Origin of the sequence: Alkalibaculum bacchi, from assembly GCF_937875145.1 — a bacterium.
In the GTDB taxonomy this organism is placed as follows: Bacteria; Bacillota; Clostridia; order Eubacteriales; family Alkalibacteraceae; genus Alkalibaculum; species Alkalibaculum bacchi_A.
Window position 1 is genome coordinate 1 of record NZ_CALNCS010000175.1, and the last position, 16,692, is coordinate 16,692.

Annotated in this window: 16 protein-coding genes and 1 other annotated feature; of the genes, 15 read left to right on the forward strand and 1 reads right to left on the reverse strand. The window is 34.4% G+C overall.

Annotation, left to right across the window (positions count from 1 at the left end):
* Positions 1–141: 141 nt before the first annotated feature.
* The 3 genes from Q7P22_RS10280 to cbiB all read left to right on the forward strand — a co-directional run bounded on the left by Q7P22_RS10280 (position 142) and on the right by cbiB (position 3,656).
* Positions 142–1,497, forward strand: a complete 1,356-nt coding sequence (locus Q7P22_RS10280) for a cobyrinate a,c-diamide synthase (RefSeq protein ID WP_303863854.1) — start codon at positions 142–144, stop codon at positions 1,495–1,497.
* A 139-nt stretch (positions 1,498–1,636) separates the two neighbouring features.
* Positions 1,637–2,695: a histidinol-phosphate transaminase gene (locus tag Q7P22_RS10285; protein WP_303863856.1), complete on the forward strand. Its 1,059-nt coding sequence runs from the start codon at positions 1,637–1,639 to the stop codon at positions 2,693–2,695.
* Between the two features lie 4 nt (positions 2,696–2,699).
* Positions 2,700–3,656, forward strand: a complete 957-nt coding sequence (gene cbiB, locus Q7P22_RS10290) for an adenosylcobinamide-phosphate synthase CbiB (protein WP_303863858.1) — start codon at positions 2,700–2,702, stop codon at positions 3,654–3,656.
* Positions 3,657–3,957: 301 nt separating this feature from the next.
* Here cbiB and Q7P22_RS10295 read toward each other — a convergent pair whose 3' ends face one another.
* On the reverse strand, positions 3,958–4,722 hold the full coding sequence (locus Q7P22_RS10295; RefSeq protein WP_303863860.1) for a prolyl oligopeptidase family serine peptidase: 765 nt from the start codon (positions 4,720–4,722) through the stop codon (positions 3,958–3,960).
* Positions 4,723–4,935: 213 nt separating this feature from the next.
* On the opposite strand from Q7P22_RS10295, the gene Q7P22_RS10300 reads away from it, so the two are divergent.
* From Q7P22_RS10300 to Q7P22_RS10355, 12 genes are all read left to right on the forward strand, one after another.
* Complete coding sequence (locus tag Q7P22_RS10300; RefSeq protein WP_303863862.1) at positions 4,936–5,820, forward strand: nitroreductase family protein; 885 nt, start codon at positions 4,936–4,938, stop codon at positions 5,818–5,820.
* Positions 5,821–5,925: 105 nt separating this feature from the next.
* Positions 5,926–6,651 (forward strand): hypothetical protein, encoded by a 726-nt coding sequence (locus tag Q7P22_RS10305; protein ID WP_303863864.1) that lies wholly within the window; start codon positions 5,926–5,928, stop codon positions 6,649–6,651.
* Between the two features lie 118 nt (positions 6,652–6,769).
* A complete protein-coding gene (locus Q7P22_RS10310) occupies positions 6,770–7,147 on the forward strand; it encodes a hypothetical protein (protein ID WP_303863866.1) in 378 nt (125 codons plus the stop codon).
* Positions 7,148–7,327: 180 nt separating this feature from the next.
* On the forward strand, positions 7,328–7,726 hold the full coding sequence (locus Q7P22_RS10315; protein ID WP_303863868.1) for a prealbumin-like fold domain-containing protein: 399 nt from the start codon (positions 7,328–7,330) through the stop codon (positions 7,724–7,726).
* Positions 7,727–7,892: 166 nt separating this feature from the next.
* Positions 7,893–8,417, forward strand: a complete 525-nt coding sequence (gene zapA / locus Q7P22_RS10320) for a cell division protein ZapA (RefSeq protein WP_303863870.1) — start codon at positions 7,893–7,895, stop codon at positions 8,415–8,417.
* A gap of 70 nt (positions 8,418–8,487) precedes the next feature.
* The gene (locus Q7P22_RS10325; protein WP_303863872.1) at positions 8,488–9,288 is read left to right on the forward strand and encodes a hypothetical protein; all 801 of its coding nucleotides are present in this window, start codon (positions 8,488–8,490) and stop codon (positions 9,286–9,288) included.
* Between the two features lie 293 nt (positions 9,289–9,581).
* Positions 9,582–10,010 carry an Rrf2 family transcriptional regulator gene (locus tag Q7P22_RS10330; RefSeq protein ID WP_303863874.1) on the forward strand — a complete coding sequence of 143 codons (429 nt, stop codon included), beginning with the start codon at positions 9,582–9,584 and terminating at the stop codon, positions 10,008–10,010.
* A gap of 5 nt (positions 10,011–10,015) precedes the next feature.
* Positions 10,016–11,182: a cysteine desulfurase NifS gene (gene nifS, locus Q7P22_RS10335; RefSeq protein ID WP_303863876.1), complete on the forward strand. Its 1,167-nt coding sequence runs from the start codon at positions 10,016–10,018 to the stop codon at positions 11,180–11,182.
* A gap of 4 nt (positions 11,183–11,186) precedes the next feature.
* Positions 11,187–11,561 carry a Fe-S cluster assembly scaffold protein NifU gene (gene nifU / locus Q7P22_RS10340; protein WP_303863878.1) on the forward strand — a complete coding sequence of 125 codons (375 nt, stop codon included), beginning with the start codon at positions 11,187–11,189 and terminating at the stop codon, positions 11,559–11,561.
* A 232-nt stretch (positions 11,562–11,793) separates the two neighbouring features.
* A complete protein-coding gene (locus Q7P22_RS10345; RefSeq protein ID WP_303863879.1) occupies positions 11,794–12,864 on the forward strand; it encodes an AI-2E family transporter in 1,071 nt (356 codons plus the stop codon).
* 256 nt (positions 12,865–13,120) lie between these two features.
* Positions 13,121–13,311 (forward strand) — a binding site (T-box leader).
* 121 nt (positions 13,312–13,432) lie between these two features.
* Complete coding sequence (alaS, locus tag Q7P22_RS10350) at positions 13,433–16,075, forward strand: alanine--tRNA ligase (protein ID WP_303863881.1); 2,643 nt, start codon at positions 13,433–13,435, stop codon at positions 16,073–16,075.
* Between the two features lie 85 nt (positions 16,076–16,160).
* Positions 16,161–16,421 carry an IreB family regulatory phosphoprotein gene (locus Q7P22_RS10355; RefSeq protein ID WP_303863883.1) on the forward strand — a complete coding sequence of 87 codons (261 nt, stop codon included), beginning with the start codon at positions 16,161–16,163 and terminating at the stop codon, positions 16,419–16,421.
* Positions 16,422–16,692: the final 271 nt, after the last annotated feature.

Below are 16,692 nucleotides of genomic sequence, written 5' to 3' on the forward strand. Positions count from 1 at the left end.
ACAAAGGCTTATAGCCGTAGAGGAAACCACCCGTTGGACGGGTGGTCCTCATTTACTTACAATGTATTACCTCCTTAATTATTCGGTGAGAAACTCCTACTTCTCACCGAATAAAATTTTATAGACAGAAGGTAAATGTGAATGAATCGAATAATGATTGCAGGTACAAATAGCGGTGTAGGGAAGACAACTATTAGCATAGGGATAATGGCAGCTTTAAAAAAGAGAAAACATGCGATAGCTCCTTTTAAGACAGGACCTGATTATATCGATCCTGGATTTCATAAATATGTTACAGGAAACCCTTCTTATAATCTAGATAGTTATATTCTAAATGAAAACCTTATCAAATATCTCTTAGATCGTTCAACTAAGAACAAAGACATAGGAGTCATCGAGGGCGTAATGGGACTTTACGACGGTTTTGGCATTACTTCTAATATTGGCAGTAGCGCCCATATATCGATTATTACAAAGACCCCTGTCATACTTGTCATCGATGCTACAGGCATGTCAAATAGCGCTGCTGCAGTGGTGCTTGGCTACAAAGAACTAAATAAGAAGGTGAACATACAAGGCATTATCGTCAATCGAGTTTCAGGAGCAGAACATTACAAATTAATTAAAGAAATCATAGAGACGAATACAAATACCAAGTGCATTGGTTATATGATAAAAAGTGACGATATATCTTTAAGCAGTAGACATTTAGGTTTAATACCAGCTGAAGAATTGGAGCATCTGAATACGAATATAGATAAGCTTGTAGATATGATCGAAGAGAGCATAGATATAGATAGTTTATTACAAATTGCAGGGGGCGCCCCACAATTTGAATACGATAATAGCTATTACGATGACTTTACTAAAGAATACTTTCCTTTATATGATGGAAAACGAATTGGTTTAGCAAGAGATAAAGCCTTTTCCTTTTACTATGAAGCTAATTTAGATTTATTACGTGATCTTGGAGCTAGGATTGTGGAATTTAGCCCTCTAGAAGACGAAAAGCTTCCTGAAAAGTTAGATTCTATATACATTGGAGGTGGTTTTCCAGAGGTGTTTGGAAGGGACCTTGCAAAGAATATAAGCTTTAAAAATAGTTTAAAAGACTATTTAGAGTTAGGTGGGAAGTGCTACTCAGAATGTGGAGGCTTTATGTACTTGTCTCAGTCCATTACCAATCTAGATCATACTACAAATAAAATGGTAGGATATCTTCCTATAGAATGCGAAATGACAAGGAGGCTTCAACGTTTTGGCTATATTGAAATGGATGTAGAAATAGAGGGACAAAAATATACGACAAGAGCCCACGAATTTCATCACTCTAAAATTAAGGAACAAGAGCTTATATATAAATATAGCATAAAAAAATATCGTGATGAAAAAATCTTAAGACAATGGGAATGCGGTTTAGAAAAGAAGAATACTATCGCAGGGTATCCTCATTTGTATTTTTTGAGTAATTTAGAGCTTATGACAAAATTGCTCTAATAGCACCAAGCCTTTCAAATATCCTTAGAGGGATACTTGAAAATTAAAATTACGTAACAAGATAGAGATTTATATTGCATGCAAAAGTTACCGTAGGTGACTTAATATCATTATATTATAATCAAAAGGGGAATCGTATATGACAAACTATGTTCACGGTGGAAATGTATGGAGAGAAGGCAATCCTGAAAAGTGGACTGATTTTTCTGCAAATTTAAATCCCTTAGGACCACCACAAATTATGATCGATAAAATCAAAGAAAAACTAGACAATATCATCTACTATCCAGAAGTAGGTATGAAAACGCCAACGGACAATATTGCGAGATACCTACATGTGCCACCACAGCAAGTACTGCCTACAAGTGGTGGAATTGGTGCCTTATCTCTTATTACAGAAGCGATAAGGCCTAAAAAAGTGGTGATTCTTCAACCTGGTTTTGTAGAATATATGAGACTGGCAAATAATGTAGGTGCAGAACTTATTCATCTTCCGTTGATTAAAGAGGGAAGGGTAGCTTATCCAGAAAAAGAAATAAAAGAGGTTTTAGATGAAAACACAATGCTCTTTATCTGTAATCCCTCTAATCCTATAGGTTCTACGATGCCTAATGAAATCATGCTAGAGGTCTTAAAAAGCGCAGAAAAATGTGGGGCAAAAGTAGTAGTCGATGAGGCCTTTATTGAGTTTTCACAGGAAGATAGTGTCAAGCATTTAGTAAATGAGTACTCTTCATTAATCATAGCAGGTTCTCTAACAAAGATTTTTGCCATACCAGGTATACGATTAGGCTATATTTGTGCTAACAAAGATACCATCAAATCTTTAAAGGAAAGACAAACCCCTTGGAGCTTATCTTCCTTTGCTAGCGATGTGACCTGCGTTTTAGAAGAGACAAAAGACTATGTAGAAAAAACCCTAACATGTAATGAGGTTCAGAGGGAATACTTAAGAGAAGAACTCGAAAAAATGGGTATTACAGTATTTCCATCAAAAGCAAATTTCTTGCTATTAAATTTGAAAAAAAAGGGTATTACAGTAGACCAACTCCAGGATAAATTAATAAAAGATTATATATTAATACGAAACTGCTCTACCTATATTTATCTAGATGAGTATTATACGAGGATTGCCGTAAAAAGCAAAGAAGTCAATGAGTACTTGATTCAGTGTCTTAAAAAATATTTAGGAGAGTAATACTATGGAACTTTATTATATAGCAATTGCATTTTTCATAGACTTAATCATAGGAGACCCCTATTTTCTACCTCATCCCATTGTATTAATAGGGAAGTTTGTTTCCTTTATGGAAAAGCTTTTAAGAAAATTTGCAAGGAACCCAAAAGCACTAAAAGGAGCAGGAGTGGTATTACTTATAACTACGGTGATGTTTTCGGTATCTATTGTTCTAGTACCTCTATTTATTCTAAGGCAATTTGGTGGACTCTTTTATATAGTAGGCTATATTTATTTTTCTTACGCTATTCTTTCTACAAAATGCTTAAAGGATGAGGCCATAAAGGTGAAAAAGGCTTTAGAAAAAAGCTTAGAAGATGGTAGAAGGCAAGTAGGCTATATTGTAGGAAGAGATACTACAGAGCTAAGAGAAGATGAAGTAATAAAGGCAACTATTGAAACCGTAGCAGAAAACACCACAGATGGAATCATCGCACCTCTTCTTTTTCTATTTATAGGAGGGCCAGTCCTAGCTATGGCGTATAAGGGAGTAAATACCTTAGATTCTATGGTAGGTTATAAAAATGAAAAGTATATTAATTTTGGTTGTGCTTCAGCCATAACAGATGATATTTTAAACTTTATTCCTGCTAGAATATCCGGCTTTGTCATGGTAGGGGCATCCATAATAGCTCGATTTGATATTAAAAAGTCACTACAAATTTTACTTCGAGATCACGACAAACACAATAGCCCGAATTCCGCTTGGACCGAAGCAGCAGCGGCAGGGGCCCTAAACATCCAATTAGGCGGTACCCACACCTATTTTGGCAAAGAAGTCTACAAACCTACCATCGGAGATTATACAAAAGATGTGGTAGTAAAGGACATCGACCGCATGAATAAATTAATGTTGGTAACTTGTTGCTTATTTATGGTAATTGGTTTGGCAGTTGGTTTGTTTATTAAAAGCAGGTGGTAAGGTGGTCAATAAAAATGCGACAAGGTCGCAGTGAACAATGAACAATGAACAAGGTATAATCGCATACTTGTACTGTTTATTTTTCATTGTTCAATAATCTATAAAAATACATGAAGATGCAAAAAACTTTTTAAATATATTATTTATACTTTAATAGTTAGCGTATAGGGATTCTTCGTCGCTTCGCTCCCCTAGATGATTACGGTAGCAGCTCGGGTCACGATCTCGCTTGAAGGCGAGTTTGTTTTTTTCACATTTCACTTTCCACTTCTATATTTTGCCATGCAATCGTCCAATCAAATTACAATTTCTCCTGAAAGAATCCAATCATCTCTTCCATCATATTCGTCGTCACATAATGATTTAATCTAGGATATTCTACATACTTTAAGCAAGAAGCAGCCTTGTTTTCCCTCAATCTTTCACAAAAGACTCTCTGCCCCTGGATGGGTACGACTTCATCTGCTTCTCCATGTAAAATGAGCATAGGTCGATTTTTTAACTGCTCTACCCTATTATACGGATCTAATTTATCAATTTTTTCTTGATCATTAGGTGTGATAGGCGATTCTTTAATGTGAAAGACCTCTGCAAATTGTTCATTGGTGTAATTCCAAGAGCAAGAGCCGTTTAATACAGCGAGAACTTTGATTTTTTCATTGTTAAAAAAGATTCCAGATGCAGTATACCCACCCATTGAGTGACCTGCTACGCCAATTCTATTAGGGTCAGCTTGGTGTTTTTCTATAGCAGCTTGAACAAGAGTCTCTAATTCTTTGATATTATTTAAAATAACCTTCCAAAAGTATTTACCCATATTTTCTACTTTTTCATGATCTACAGGATTTCTCTCTCCATGATAGATGCTGTCTGGCAAAATTACCTGAAATCCAAAGCTAGCTAAGGTAAAGCCCCTAAACTCCTGAGACTCCTTATTCGAACCCCAACCATGATAAAAAATAATAGTAGGAAGCAGCTCGTCTCCCGCTATTTTCTCTGGCCTATATATAATAGCAGGAATATCACCTAATTGAATTTTCTCTTTTTTTACAAATGCATTTTCCATAATCTTTCCTCCTAGTAATAAATAGCTATTAATATATCTATAATATCCTCACTTTAATCTAACCGTTGCACAAAGATCTAAAGTGGGTAAAGACGAGTGACAAAAATTGGTTATATCTTCATTATAAACGGTATTTTAAAATGTAACAATAATATATTGTTTTAAATAAGTATAAGTGGGTATAATTGTCTTATACAATTTGGGGGGTAGAACATGAATATTAAAGATTTAATTGAGAATTCAAAATCCACTAGAGATTTTAAAGAAAAGAGAGTACCTGAGAAACTGGTTAAAGAGGTAATAAGTTTTGGTAAAGAAGTAAAACCTTTATTTGCAGATCAAAAGATTGATATGATGTACTTAGAAGATGGCAATATGGTCAATAAAGCACTGGAGGGAATAGCAGGCTTTAATGGCATTATGATTAAAGCACCTCAGTATTTTTTGTTTGTAACAGATAATAAAGAGCATGATCAAATTAATGTAGGGTACTATGTACAAAATATTGTCCTGAAAATTCAGGATTTAGGATTAGACTCTTGTTGGATTAGTGTGCCTGAAGATGGGCAAATCGTCAAAGAAGCTCTTTCTATAGATATTGAAGGGGAACCAGCGGCCATTCTTGCTATTGGCTACGATGAAGATGAAAAGAAAGTTATAAATCAGTTTAAATGGGGTCAAAACTACTCTAAAACATCTATGAAAGTTGTAGAGAACAATGTTTCATCTAGGCTACCTATGACCGAAGTAGTCTATTTTGATGAATGGGGAAAGATGGAAAACCTAGACCAGTTTATAGAACTAGGCATGGAAGACGTTTTTCGCTATGTAGTTATGGCACCTTCTTCTTTTAATAGGCAGCCTTGGAGATTTTTGTTAAAAGACAATCATCTCTATTTAGCCATAAAAGAGGATCACAAAGCAAATGAGGAATTAGATCTACTAGATGCAGGTATTATTATGCTTTACGTAGAGCTATTATTTAACGAAGACAGTATAGACGGAACTTGGAAGATCGAAATTGACGATAAGAGAAAAGAAACAATTCAGATTCCAGAAGATTATAAATACATTGGATATTTTTCTACAGAACAATAATAGCGGTTTAAGATAAACTTGAAGAAAAAAATTTATTTCTCTATATTCAGCATTTTTTTGATTTTAGTTCTGGCAAATTATTCATACGTAAAGAGTTTAATAATTATGAGGATTTATAGCTCTTATCACGATTGTCAAAGTCTTATGAGAAAAAACAATGTAATAGTAGAAATTCCAGGAGGTACCAGTACACCACAAAAGGACTGGTACCCTTTTGTCATGACATTTAATGACAATAGCTTTAAATCAAAAGTAGGGGAAGATATTGATTTAAGTATTTTATATAATTTTGGCGCCTTTAAAAATGGACACTCCACTCTCTATGATGAGAATTCTCATTATTATAATAGTTTTTACGGGGCATATATTATAGAATGTAAAGAAAAACAAAAGGTGTATGGTTTTAATGGCAAAAAAGTTAATATAGAGGAAATCTCGGCAGTGGCTTCTCATGATATCGAAGCTTTAGTTTTAGATAGTATGGGTTGTATAAATTCTCAGGTATGTTTTCAAAATAGAGGAAAGCCCAAAACGCTTGACTATATTTCCTATAACAATTGGACGGTCATAGATTGTACTATATATATGAATAGCAGCATACATCAATATAATAGAGATTATATAAGCTATATTCAGTATGGAAAACCGCCAAAGGATTATAAAGGGGATAACTTTCCTGAGACCATCTTAGCAGGTAGAATCTACAGCAGGTATTTTCCAGAGTATAATGTAAGCATTCTCCTGTATATCATCACTCCTAATTTTGAAATTATCGAAGAGACAGATACAGAAATATTATCGAAAACAAAAATCAGGTCTAGCAATAACTAGCGCCCTTCGTGCACAATTTAAAATTGCAAATTATTTAGGAACTCTTTTTTTCTATAGGAATATATATGTATAAAGAGATGAACAAATCTCTAATCTATAATAGAAAAGGGAGAATTCCATGATAGGGCCAGAATATAATGAAATAAAAAAACAAATTATGATAGAGTTAGAAAATGAAATAAAAGCTAAGATTGAAGCTGAATTAAAGGCTGAATTAAAAGCAGAATTAAAGGCAGAGCAAGAAGCAGAGCAAAAGGCAAAATTAGAAGCAGAACTAGACAACAAAAATAAGGTTGAAGGCAAAAATGAATCTGAATCCGATGCTGATTCTGACCTTTATTCAAATGATAAACACTGTCAAAATAAGAAACAAATTAATTATAATTTCTTAAGCCAAAAACAATACCAAGGACAAACGGCAGATTCTGATGCAGATGCAGAATCTGAAATCGAAATAGAAAGGGAACGTAAAGCAAAATATTACAGCGTCGAATAAACCACAAGAAAGACATACTGTAAGTTATTTTGCGATAGGTATAAAGATTCAAATAGTGCGTTTTCACTATTTGAACCTACATAGACCTTTACCCTTAGCCCTTAGCCCTTAGTATAAATCGGGGGGGCTGCCACTATTAGTTTAATGGAGATGAAGCCAGTGGTTGAAAACAATAAAACAATGAATAAAGATGATTTTGTCTTCGACGAGAATACTACATCCAAGGCATATGAACAAGCTAGTACCCAATTAAATAATCAAGACTTAGATCAAGTTCAATTTAACTCTCAAAATCTCCATATAGCTTTAAATGATAATTCAACGGGAGAAATAATTGGTATAGTCTATTGTCATAAAAGTAAAACCCTTATAGATAATGTAGAAATTTCCTTGTATTTTGGAGATCTTTCTGAAACACCTATACAAAAGGCGAAAACGGATAAAACAGGCTATTTTAAATTTGATGATTTACCACCAGGTTATTATACATTACTTGCTAAGTGCAAAGAATGCGAATATAAATTTCAGTATATTAAGATTGCTTACAATGAGACAGTCTTTAAACAACTAGCCTTATAAGCATGAATTTATATAAAAAGATTTAATATAGTAAGTATAATGCTACAGTAATACCTACTTAAAAAGAACAATGAGACACAAAACTATTGTTCTTTTTTCATGTAAATATTATAATGATGGAAAGATATATTTTTTAGTAGTTTTAAAAGACAGGAGTAGTATTACTATGAATAATAATCGAGTAGTAGCCAAAATACAAAATACAGAATATAGTCTAATGGGCACAGTAGATCAAATACAAATGGATAAAATAAGTGCTAAGGTAGATGATATGATCGATAAGGTCAAAAATTCCAATTCTATATTAGATGGAAAGATGATATATCTTATAAGTTGCCTAAACTTTGCTGACGAAATACTAAGCTTAACGGAAAAAATCGAAACATTAAAAGAGGAAATTCAAGATCGAGACAAAAAATTAGAGGCTATGGATGACGTAATGGAACTAAGAGAGCAGTTGTTTACATATGAAGAATACAGCAAGAATAGTAGTGAGTTGAGCAATGAAACAAAAAAAGAGAGAGATACAGCTTTAGAAGAATTGGATAAATCCAAAGAATTGTTAGATCAGCTTAATAAGAAAGTAAAGCAATATAAATTTGATATTGAAGAAAGCAGAAAAACCATTTTAGAGTTACAAAATCAACTTTATGAAAGCCAAATTCAAATAGACAAGCTAAAAAAAATATAAACCAATCTTGTAACATAAAAACCTCCTACTCATATAATACAATAGATAAATCAAAAGGAGGTTTAACTTAATGGAAGATGCAAGAATTGAAGGCTTTGGCTGTGGTGGAAATAATATTGAAGTGGAATGTTTAAAAGTTAAAAAGGTTTATTTCTCTTGCCAATTAAGAGAGTGTATCGAAGATCAATTATTTGATCTTGATTTTCCAACTGGTGACAGAAGCGATTTCAAATATGTACGTACTGAATTTGGTGAAGCAAGTGTAGAACCAATTAAATGCGTGCCTTTATTTGCAGAAATTGATGAATATTATGCAAGATTAAGAGGAGTCGTAGCAGTACCTGTCTACCTTGTGTTTAGAAGAAAATGTGATGGTCAATTATTGAGAATAGCAGCAAATCCAATTATCGAAAAATGCGAACAAAGAGACAATAAAGTAAGATTCCCAATTGATTTAGTTGTTTTTGCACCTGCAGACTTTTTGAGACAAGGAAGGTTTTTCCCTGATGCAGAGTCTATAGGCGAAGTAAATAATAATCTCGTTCGTTTTACAGGCAATGATAATGTAGAATTAACGATTGGTTTCTTCTTAATTATCAAAGTGCTTTCTGAAGTACAACTTAAGGTTCCAACATTTGGATTCTGTGATGTTCCAGAAGCATCATGTGATGAAGTAGCACCTATTAGTGATGTATTCTGTGAAGCTTTCTTAGATGAAGATATTACTCCTTTCCCACAAAGGTTCTTCCCACCACAAAGACACCAAATAGCTGATCTTGAAGATGATGATTGCAGATGCAAACCCAAAAGAAGATGTGACGATGTAGCTAATGAAGTAAGCCCAATAAGACCACGTAAAGATTGTCGTTGATTTTTAGAAAAAGGCTGTATTTGACAGCCTTTTTTGCTATATTCTTTTTTTCTTTGATATGGATTCGTGTTAAACTAAAATGTAACCGATTAAAGCAGACTTTGCTTTTAATCTAATAAAGCAAAAGGAATAAAATTACCTTAAAGATGAGAAGCTAGGCTATGACTGATATCTCAATGGGGACAGGCTGTATATTTTTGTGATTTTCGGGTAAGTTTTAATTGACATCAATCTATCTATATGCTAATATATACTTAAATTCAGACCGAAATAGTGGGAATTGGGGTGAGAAGGTGAGGTTATCATCGAGGGGAAGGTATGGTGTTGCTGCAATGTATGAATTATCAACTTATGGTGATGATCAATCCGTATCTTTAAAAGAAATTGCCAAAAATCAGGGATTATCATTATCTTACTTAGAACAACTTTTTTCGACATTAAAAAAAGAAAGGTTGATTATAAGTCAAAGAGGTGCAAAAGGTGGGTATAAGCTTGCTAAACCACCTCAAAAGATTTCGGTTGGAGATATTATACGAGCAGTAGAAGGACCTATTGAGTTTTCTGAATGTGTAGGTGGAGCGGAAAATTATGAATGCAATAAATCGTCTATGTGCGTTACAAAAGATGTATGGCAAGAAGTTAATGACAGCGTCAATAGCGTGATTGATAATATTACATTACAAGATCTATTAGATAAAAATCAGAAGAAAGTAAAGGGGTAGAGTATATGGAAAGAGTTTACCTAGATTATGCAGCAACAACTCCACTAGATAAAAGAATCTTAGATAAAATGATTCCTTATTTTGACAAGAACTTTGGAAATCCTTCAAGTATTTACTACGAAGGTAGAGAAGCTCGAAAGGCAGTAGATGAAGCAAGAGCTAAGGTTGCAAGTGCTATTAAGGCAAATCCAAATGAAATTTATTTTACGGCTGGCGGTACAGAATCGGATAACTGGGCAATCAAAGGCATTGCTTTTAAAAAACCTCAAAAGGGCAATCACATTATCACTACAGCCATTGAACATCATGCTGTATTACACACATGTGAATACCTTGAAAAACAAGGGTTTGAAGTAACCTATTTAAAGGTTGACGAGTATGGACTAATTGATTTAGAAGAATTAAAAAGTGCTATTAAAGATACAACGATTTTAATCTCTATCATGTTTGCAAACAATGAAATTGGAACCATTCAACCGATTAAAGAAATTGGGGAAATAGCTCGTGAGAAAAAAATAATTTTCCATACAGATGCTGTTCAAGCCTTAGGAAATGTTCCTATTGATGTAAAAGAGATGAATATTGATTTGCTTTCTATATCTTCTCATAAAATATATGGTCCTAAAGGAATTGGAGCACTTTATATAAGAAAAGGTGTTAAATTAGATAATTTTGTTCACGGTGGAGCTCAAGAAGGAAAGAAAAGAGCGGGTACAGAAAATACTCCTGGGGTTGTAGGCTTTGGTGAGGCCTGTTCATTAATTACGGAAGATTTAGAAAATCATATTACTGAAACAGTAAAGTTAAGAGATTACTTTATTGAAAATATCTTTAAAAAAATTACAAATGTAAGATTAAATGGTCACCCTGTAAAAAGATTGCCAGGTAATGTGAATTTGAGTTTTGAATTTATTGAAGGAGAATCTTTGCTTTTAAGTCTTGACTTAAAAGGGATATCTGCTTCAAGTGGTTCGGCATGTACATCAGGCTCTTTAGATCCGTCCCATGTACTATTAGCTATCGGTTTAAAACATGAGATTGCTCATGGTTCACTAAGGGTATCTATAGGTAAATATACGACAAAAGAACAAATGGACTATGTCTTAGAACAATTGCCACCAATCGTACAAAGACTAAGAGATATGTCGCCATTATATAATCCAAGGGGGTAATAAAATGTATACAGAAAAGGTTATGGATCACTTTGAAAATCCAAGAAATAGTGGAGAAATAGAAAATGCTAGTGGAGTAGGCGAAGTAGGTAATGCAAAATGTGGGGACATTATGAGAATGTACCTAGAAGTTGAAGAGGGCATTATCAAAGACGTAAAATTTAAAACTTTTGGTTGCGGCGCAGCAGTTGCTACAAGTAGTATGGCAACTGAGCTCATTAAAGGTAAAACACTAGAAGAAGCTGAAAAGATTACAAATAAAAAAGTAGTTGAAGAATTAGGTGGACTACCATCTGAAAAGGTACATTGTTCTGTATTAGCAGAAGAAGCAATCAGAGCAGCTATTAAAGACTACAGAGAAAAAGAAAAAGCACAATAATGGTTAAAAACAGAGTCTACTGGGACTCTGTTTTTTGATTATATTTGCTGCCCGGTCATCCTATGCTCGAGAAGAATCTCATTGAACTTTCGTCCCTTTTCAACTTTATGCTTTTACTTACAACTTATAAGGTAAATGTACTTGATTTAGTCATGTGATAATTGGTAATATTATAGATATAAAATAAATTAGAATAATTCGCCTTGTTCTAAAAGAAGATAAGGGAGTGTTTATGGAATTTTCAAAGCGTAATAAAGATTTACTAATTGATTTAAGTCTGCTTCTCTTTGCTTTTATTTTGTTGTGGCTTATACGTGGAAATATTATCGAAGTAGTGGGACCCTTTATTGTTTCTTTAGTCATTGCTTATTTATTAGATCCATTAGTCTTGTTTTTTCAAAGGCGAAAGCTCAGTAGGATTATATCCATTATTATTGTCTTTGTCATTATCCTAGCCGTGGTTTTAGGGATATTTGCATCTTTTATTCCAAAATTGGTTAGTGAGATCGGTGATTTTGTAGTAGCTTTTCCTAATATTGTAAGAAGAGTAGTCGACTTTATCGAAGGGGTACAGGAAGGAACGTTACCCTACGATATGGATAGGATCCCTTCTTTTATAGACTTAGAGAAAGAGTTAGCCAATTTATCTGAAAAAGTAGTAGCAGCAGTAGGCGCTATTACTACATCTATTATCTCTGGTACAGGAAAGCTATTAGATTTAATTATGATTCCTATTATTACTTTTTATTATCTAAAGGACAAAGACGACGCCATTGGTATTATTGCTAGTATTATTCCTAACAAGTACAAGGGTAAGGTAAAGTCTATAGCAGAGGACATCAGCAAGGTGTTGGGTGGGTTTATCCGAGGGCAATTGATTGTAGCTACTTTTGTAGGTCTACTAACGGGCATTGGCTGTGCTCTTATAGGATTACCTTATTCTTTGACTATAGGAGTAGTAGCAGGATTTACTAATGTGATTCCCTATTTTGGACCTTGGTTAGGGGGCATTTTGCCTGTAAGCTTAGCTTTAATTGTAGACCCTGTAAAAGCCATATGGGTTGTAGTCTTAATTTTAATTGTTCAGCAAATAGAATCAAATTTCCTTTCACCACAAATTATGTCTCAAAGCGTAGGTCTACACCCTCTAGCGGTCATGTTTTCTGTATTACTATTTGGAAATATATTTGGAATAGTAGGCATGATTATAGGGGTACCAATTGTGGGAACGATCAAAGTATTAGTAGGCTATATAAGGCAATATAGGAGAGACAGGAATTACATTGATCATATTGAGAGTTAATTGGTTGAACGGGAAGAACGTTATAGCTAAAAGTTGAAATCTAACTCACCTATTAGTGAAAATGTGAGTTCCTTCGGCTAAAGCCACTAGATGACATGGAGCAGTAGCCAAGGTCCTTTATTGGTCACCGAAGGTGTTAGGTGGTGTTTGATAGCTGGTTGCTGTTTTTTCTGCTTGTATAAATTCCATATCATGTGGTAGAATATTTTAGTATATGTAAGACGTAAAAGAAGAAGATAACACTTCTGATTATATTGTAAAGACAATGAAGAAAATAAGTACCTTTAATAAAGTGTAAAAGAGAAAAAATCCATGGCTGAAAGATTTTTATAAAGATTGAAGGGAAGCTGTTTTGGAGTCGAAGGTTCATCCTTACGTCAACGACGTTATCCATAGAAAGATAATCCCAGATTAATGAGGGTGGTACCGCGAGACTTCGCCCCTCAATTTCTTAGGGATTTTTTTGTTTAGAATAAGGTGGTCAGTAAAAGCACACAAGCTACCATTAGTGGCTTGTGTGCTTTTACATAGAGCTTAAAACGTAGAACTTAAATGGGAGGTTAACATCATGAAAAAACTCGGTTTAAATGAAATCAGAGAAATGTACTTGAAATTTTTTGAAGAGAAAGGTCATTTAAGGATGCAGAGTGCTCCTTTGGTGCCTATTAACGACAATAGTTTGCTATTAATCAATTCAGGTATGGCACCCTTAAAGCCATATTTTACTGGAGATGAAGTTCCACCAAGTAAGAGAGTTGCGACTTGTCAAAAGTGTATTCGAACACCGGATATTGACAATGTAGGTAAGACAGCACGCCATGGTACTTTTTTTGAAATGCTGGGAAATTTCTCTTTTGGCGATTATTTTAAAAGACAGGCTATTCCATGGGCTTGGGAATTTGTTACAGAGGTTTTAAAAATTCCTGAAGATAGACTATATGCTTCTATTTACGAAGAAGATGACGAAGCCTTTGAAATTTGGCATAAAGAAGTTGGCGTATCTGCAGATCATATAGTTCGCTTGGGCAAGGAAGATAATTTTTGGGAACACGGAGTAGGTCCTTGTGGTCCTTGTTCTGAATTATACTATGATCGAGGGATAGAACATGGCTGCGGAGATCCAAATTGCGCTGTTGGTTGTGAATGCGATCGATTTATTGAATTTTGGAATTTAGTCTTTACACAATTTGATAAAGACGAACAAGGTAATTACAAGCCATTAGCCAATCCAAATATCGATACAGGCATGGGACTTGAAAGAATGGCTACTATAATGCAAGACGTAAATACGATCTTTGAAGTAGATACCATCAAACAGGTATTAGATACTATTTGTAGTTTGGCAAATGTTACTTATCAAAAAGATGAAAAGACAGATGTTTCTATTCGAGTTATAACAGATCACATTCGAAGTGTCACTTTTATGGTGGCAGATGGAGTGCTTCCAAGTAATGAGGGTAGAGGGTATGTTCTTAGAAGACTTTTAAGAAGAGCTGCTCGACACGGTAAATTACTGGGAATGGATGGATTATTCCTCCATCCACTAGCAGCAGAAGTTGCCAAGGTATCTGGTGACGCTTATCCAGAATTAAGAGAAAAGCAAGAATTCATTACAAAAGTAATTCGCATAGAAGAAGAAAAATTCCAAGAGACTATAGATCAAGGGCTTATTCTCTTAGAAGATGAAATGAAAGAATTAAAGGCAAAAGGCGAAAAAGAATTATCAGGACAAGTTGCTTTTAAGCTTTACGATACTTTTGGCTTTCCATTTGACCTAACAAAAGATATTTTAGAAGAGTCTGGTCTAACTGTAAATCAAGATTCCTTCAATGAAGAGATGAAAAAACAAAAGGAGAGAGCTCGCAGTGCTCGATTAGATAAAGACATTAGTGCATGGTCTGACGATCCTTTTGAATACTTAGATCAAAGTATACTAACGGATTTTGTTGGTCATAATACTTTACAAAATGAAAGTCCTATTATAGCGATGGTAAAAGACGGACAGCCTTGTGAAGAAGCAACAGCTGGAGAAGAAGTTTTAGTACTCCTAAAAGAGACACCTTTTTATGCAGAAAGTGGTGGACAGATAGGAGATCATGGACAAATAAAGACTCAAACTGGTGTAATACAGGTTACAGATTGTAAAAAAGGAAGTTTAGCAAGACACATTCATTATGGAAAAGTAACAGAAGGTACGGTAAAAGAGCAGCAAATGGCTACAAACAGCGTAGACCGTAGCCGTCGTTTGTCTACAGCTCGCAATCATACTTCTACACATCTTCTTCAAAAAGCGCTTCGTGAAGTCCTAGGTGACCATGTAGCGCAAGCAGGTTCTTTGGTGGATGAAAAGAGACTTCGCTTTGACTTTAATCACTTTGAAAAATTAACCGATGAAGAACTTAGTGCAGTAGAACAAAAGGTAAATGAAGTGGTGTATCATTCTCCACAGGTTACAGTTTTTGAAACGAATATGGATAAAGCAAAAGAACTTGGTGCTATGGCTCTCTTTGGCGAAAAATACGGAGAGATTGTTCGAGTTGTTAAAGTTGGAGACTATAGTACAGAACTTTGTGGTGGAACTCATTTAGAGAATGCTAGTCAAGTAGGTATGTTTAAAATCATCAGTGAAGCAGGTGTTGCATCTGGCGTACGAAGAATTGAGGCCGTTACAGGGAATAATGCTTATTTATATACAAATACTATAGAAGAAAAGCTAAAATATGTAGCAGCAACATTAAAAGCAAATCCGGATAATGTAGAACAAAAAATAGAGGATACACTAGCAAATGTAAAAACTTTAGAAAAAGAGTTAGAAGCTTTAAGAAAGAAAATGAACAGCGATTCTATAGGTGAGTTTATAGATCAAGTAATAGAAATTAATGGAGTAAAAACTATTATCGCATCTGTAGATTCCATGCCTATGAACGACTTAAGAGATTTAGGAGATAAGTTAAGAGATAAGTTACAATCTGGCATCGTATTATTAGGCTCAAAGAGCGAAGACAAGGTGAATTTTGTGGCGATGGGTTCAAAAGACGTAGTAGGTAAGGGCTTTCATGCGGGAAAACTCATCAAGGAAGTGGCAACAATTGCAGGTGGTGGAGGTGGTGGCCGTCCAGATATGGCACAAGCTGGCGGTAAGAAACCAGAATCCTTAGAAGAAGCTCTAGGTGTAGCAAAAGAAGTTATTGAAAAGCAAATAATATCGTAAGTACTTGCTTTTTTGTTGTGAATGATTTAAACTTAAATTATAAATAAATACGTTCGAGATATATTCTTAAGGAGGAGCACTCAATATGGATCAAAATAAGGATTTTACTGTAAAGTTTGAACTGGAAAGGGACCGTTCTGAAGAAATCAAGCAAATTGTACAAGTTGTTTACACTGCTCTCACTGAAAAAGGATATAAACCTGTTGAACAAATTGTAGGCTATATTATGTCCGGGGATCCTACATTTATAACGAGTCATTTAAACGCTAGAAATGTTATTAAAAAGGTCGATAGAGATGAACTTTTGGAAGAATTTGTAAAAGTATATTTTGACCATTTAAAATAAACAAAGATGAACGAATATAAGGTATTACTAGGAGTTGTACCCGCTTATCTCTTTGACGTAAAAGCGTGGTCTTAACTTATAGTAGAACATAAAAATAAGGCCCTGATAGGGTCTTATTTTTTGGGAAGAATTTTGATAGAGATGACTGGAACCGGCAATACTTATAAGGAGGCATTGATTTTTGATTTACAATACACTTGGCACTACAGGCATGAAAGTGTCAAAACTTTGCTTTGGCAGCTTGACTTTAGCAAAGTTTTGACACTTTCAT

What these genes read in the sequence shown, in the direction of transcription:
- Q7P22_RS10325 (WP_303863872.1), top strand. Translation starts at nt 8,488, where the DNA reads ATGGAAGATGCAAGAATTGAAGGCTTTGGCTGTGGTGGAAATAATATT.
- Q7P22_RS10315 (WP_303863868.1), top strand. Translation starts at nt 7,328, where the DNA reads ATGAATAAAGATGATTTTGTCTTCGACGAGAATACTACATCCAAGGCA.
- cbiB (WP_303863858.1), top strand. Translation starts at nt 2,700, where the DNA reads ATGGAACTTTATTATATAGCAATTGCATTTTTCATAGACTTAATCATA.
- Q7P22_RS10280 (WP_303863854.1), top strand. Translation starts at nt 142, where the DNA reads ATGAATCGAATAATGATTGCAGGTACAAATAGCGGTGTAGGGAAGACA.
- Q7P22_RS10295 (WP_303863860.1), bottom strand. Translation starts at nt 4,722, where the DNA reads ATGGAAAATGCATTTGTAAAAAAAGAGAAAATTCAATTAGGTGATATT.
- alaS (WP_303863881.1), top strand. Translation starts at nt 13,433, where the DNA reads ATGAAAAAACTCGGTTTAAATGAAATCAGAGAAATGTACTTGAAATTT.
- nifU (WP_303863878.1), top strand. Translation starts at nt 11,187, where the DNA reads ATGTATACAGAAAAGGTTATGGATCACTTTGAAAATCCAAGAAATAGT.
- zapA (WP_303863870.1), top strand. Translation starts at nt 7,893, where the DNA reads ATGAATAATAATCGAGTAGTAGCCAAAATACAAAATACAGAATATAGT.
- Q7P22_RS10355 (WP_303863883.1), top strand. Translation starts at nt 16,161, where the DNA reads ATGGATCAAAATAAGGATTTTACTGTAAAGTTTGAACTGGAAAGGGAC.
- nifS (WP_303863876.1), top strand. Translation starts at nt 10,016, where the DNA reads ATGGAAAGAGTTTACCTAGATTATGCAGCAACAACTCCACTAGATAAA.
- Q7P22_RS10285 (WP_303863856.1), top strand. Translation starts at nt 1,637, where the DNA reads ATGACAAACTATGTTCACGGTGGAAATGTATGGAGAGAAGGCAATCCT.
- Q7P22_RS10345 (WP_303863879.1), top strand. Translation starts at nt 11,794, where the DNA reads ATGGAATTTTCAAAGCGTAATAAAGATTTACTAATTGATTTAAGTCTG.
- Q7P22_RS10300 (WP_303863862.1), top strand. Translation starts at nt 4,936, where the DNA reads ATGAATATTAAAGATTTAATTGAGAATTCAAAATCCACTAGAGATTTT.
- Q7P22_RS10305 (WP_303863864.1), top strand. Translation starts at nt 5,926, where the DNA reads ATGAGGATTTATAGCTCTTATCACGATTGTCAAAGTCTTATGAGAAAA.
- Q7P22_RS10310 (WP_303863866.1), top strand. Translation starts at nt 6,770, where the DNA reads ATGATAGGGCCAGAATATAATGAAATAAAAAAACAAATTATGATAGAG.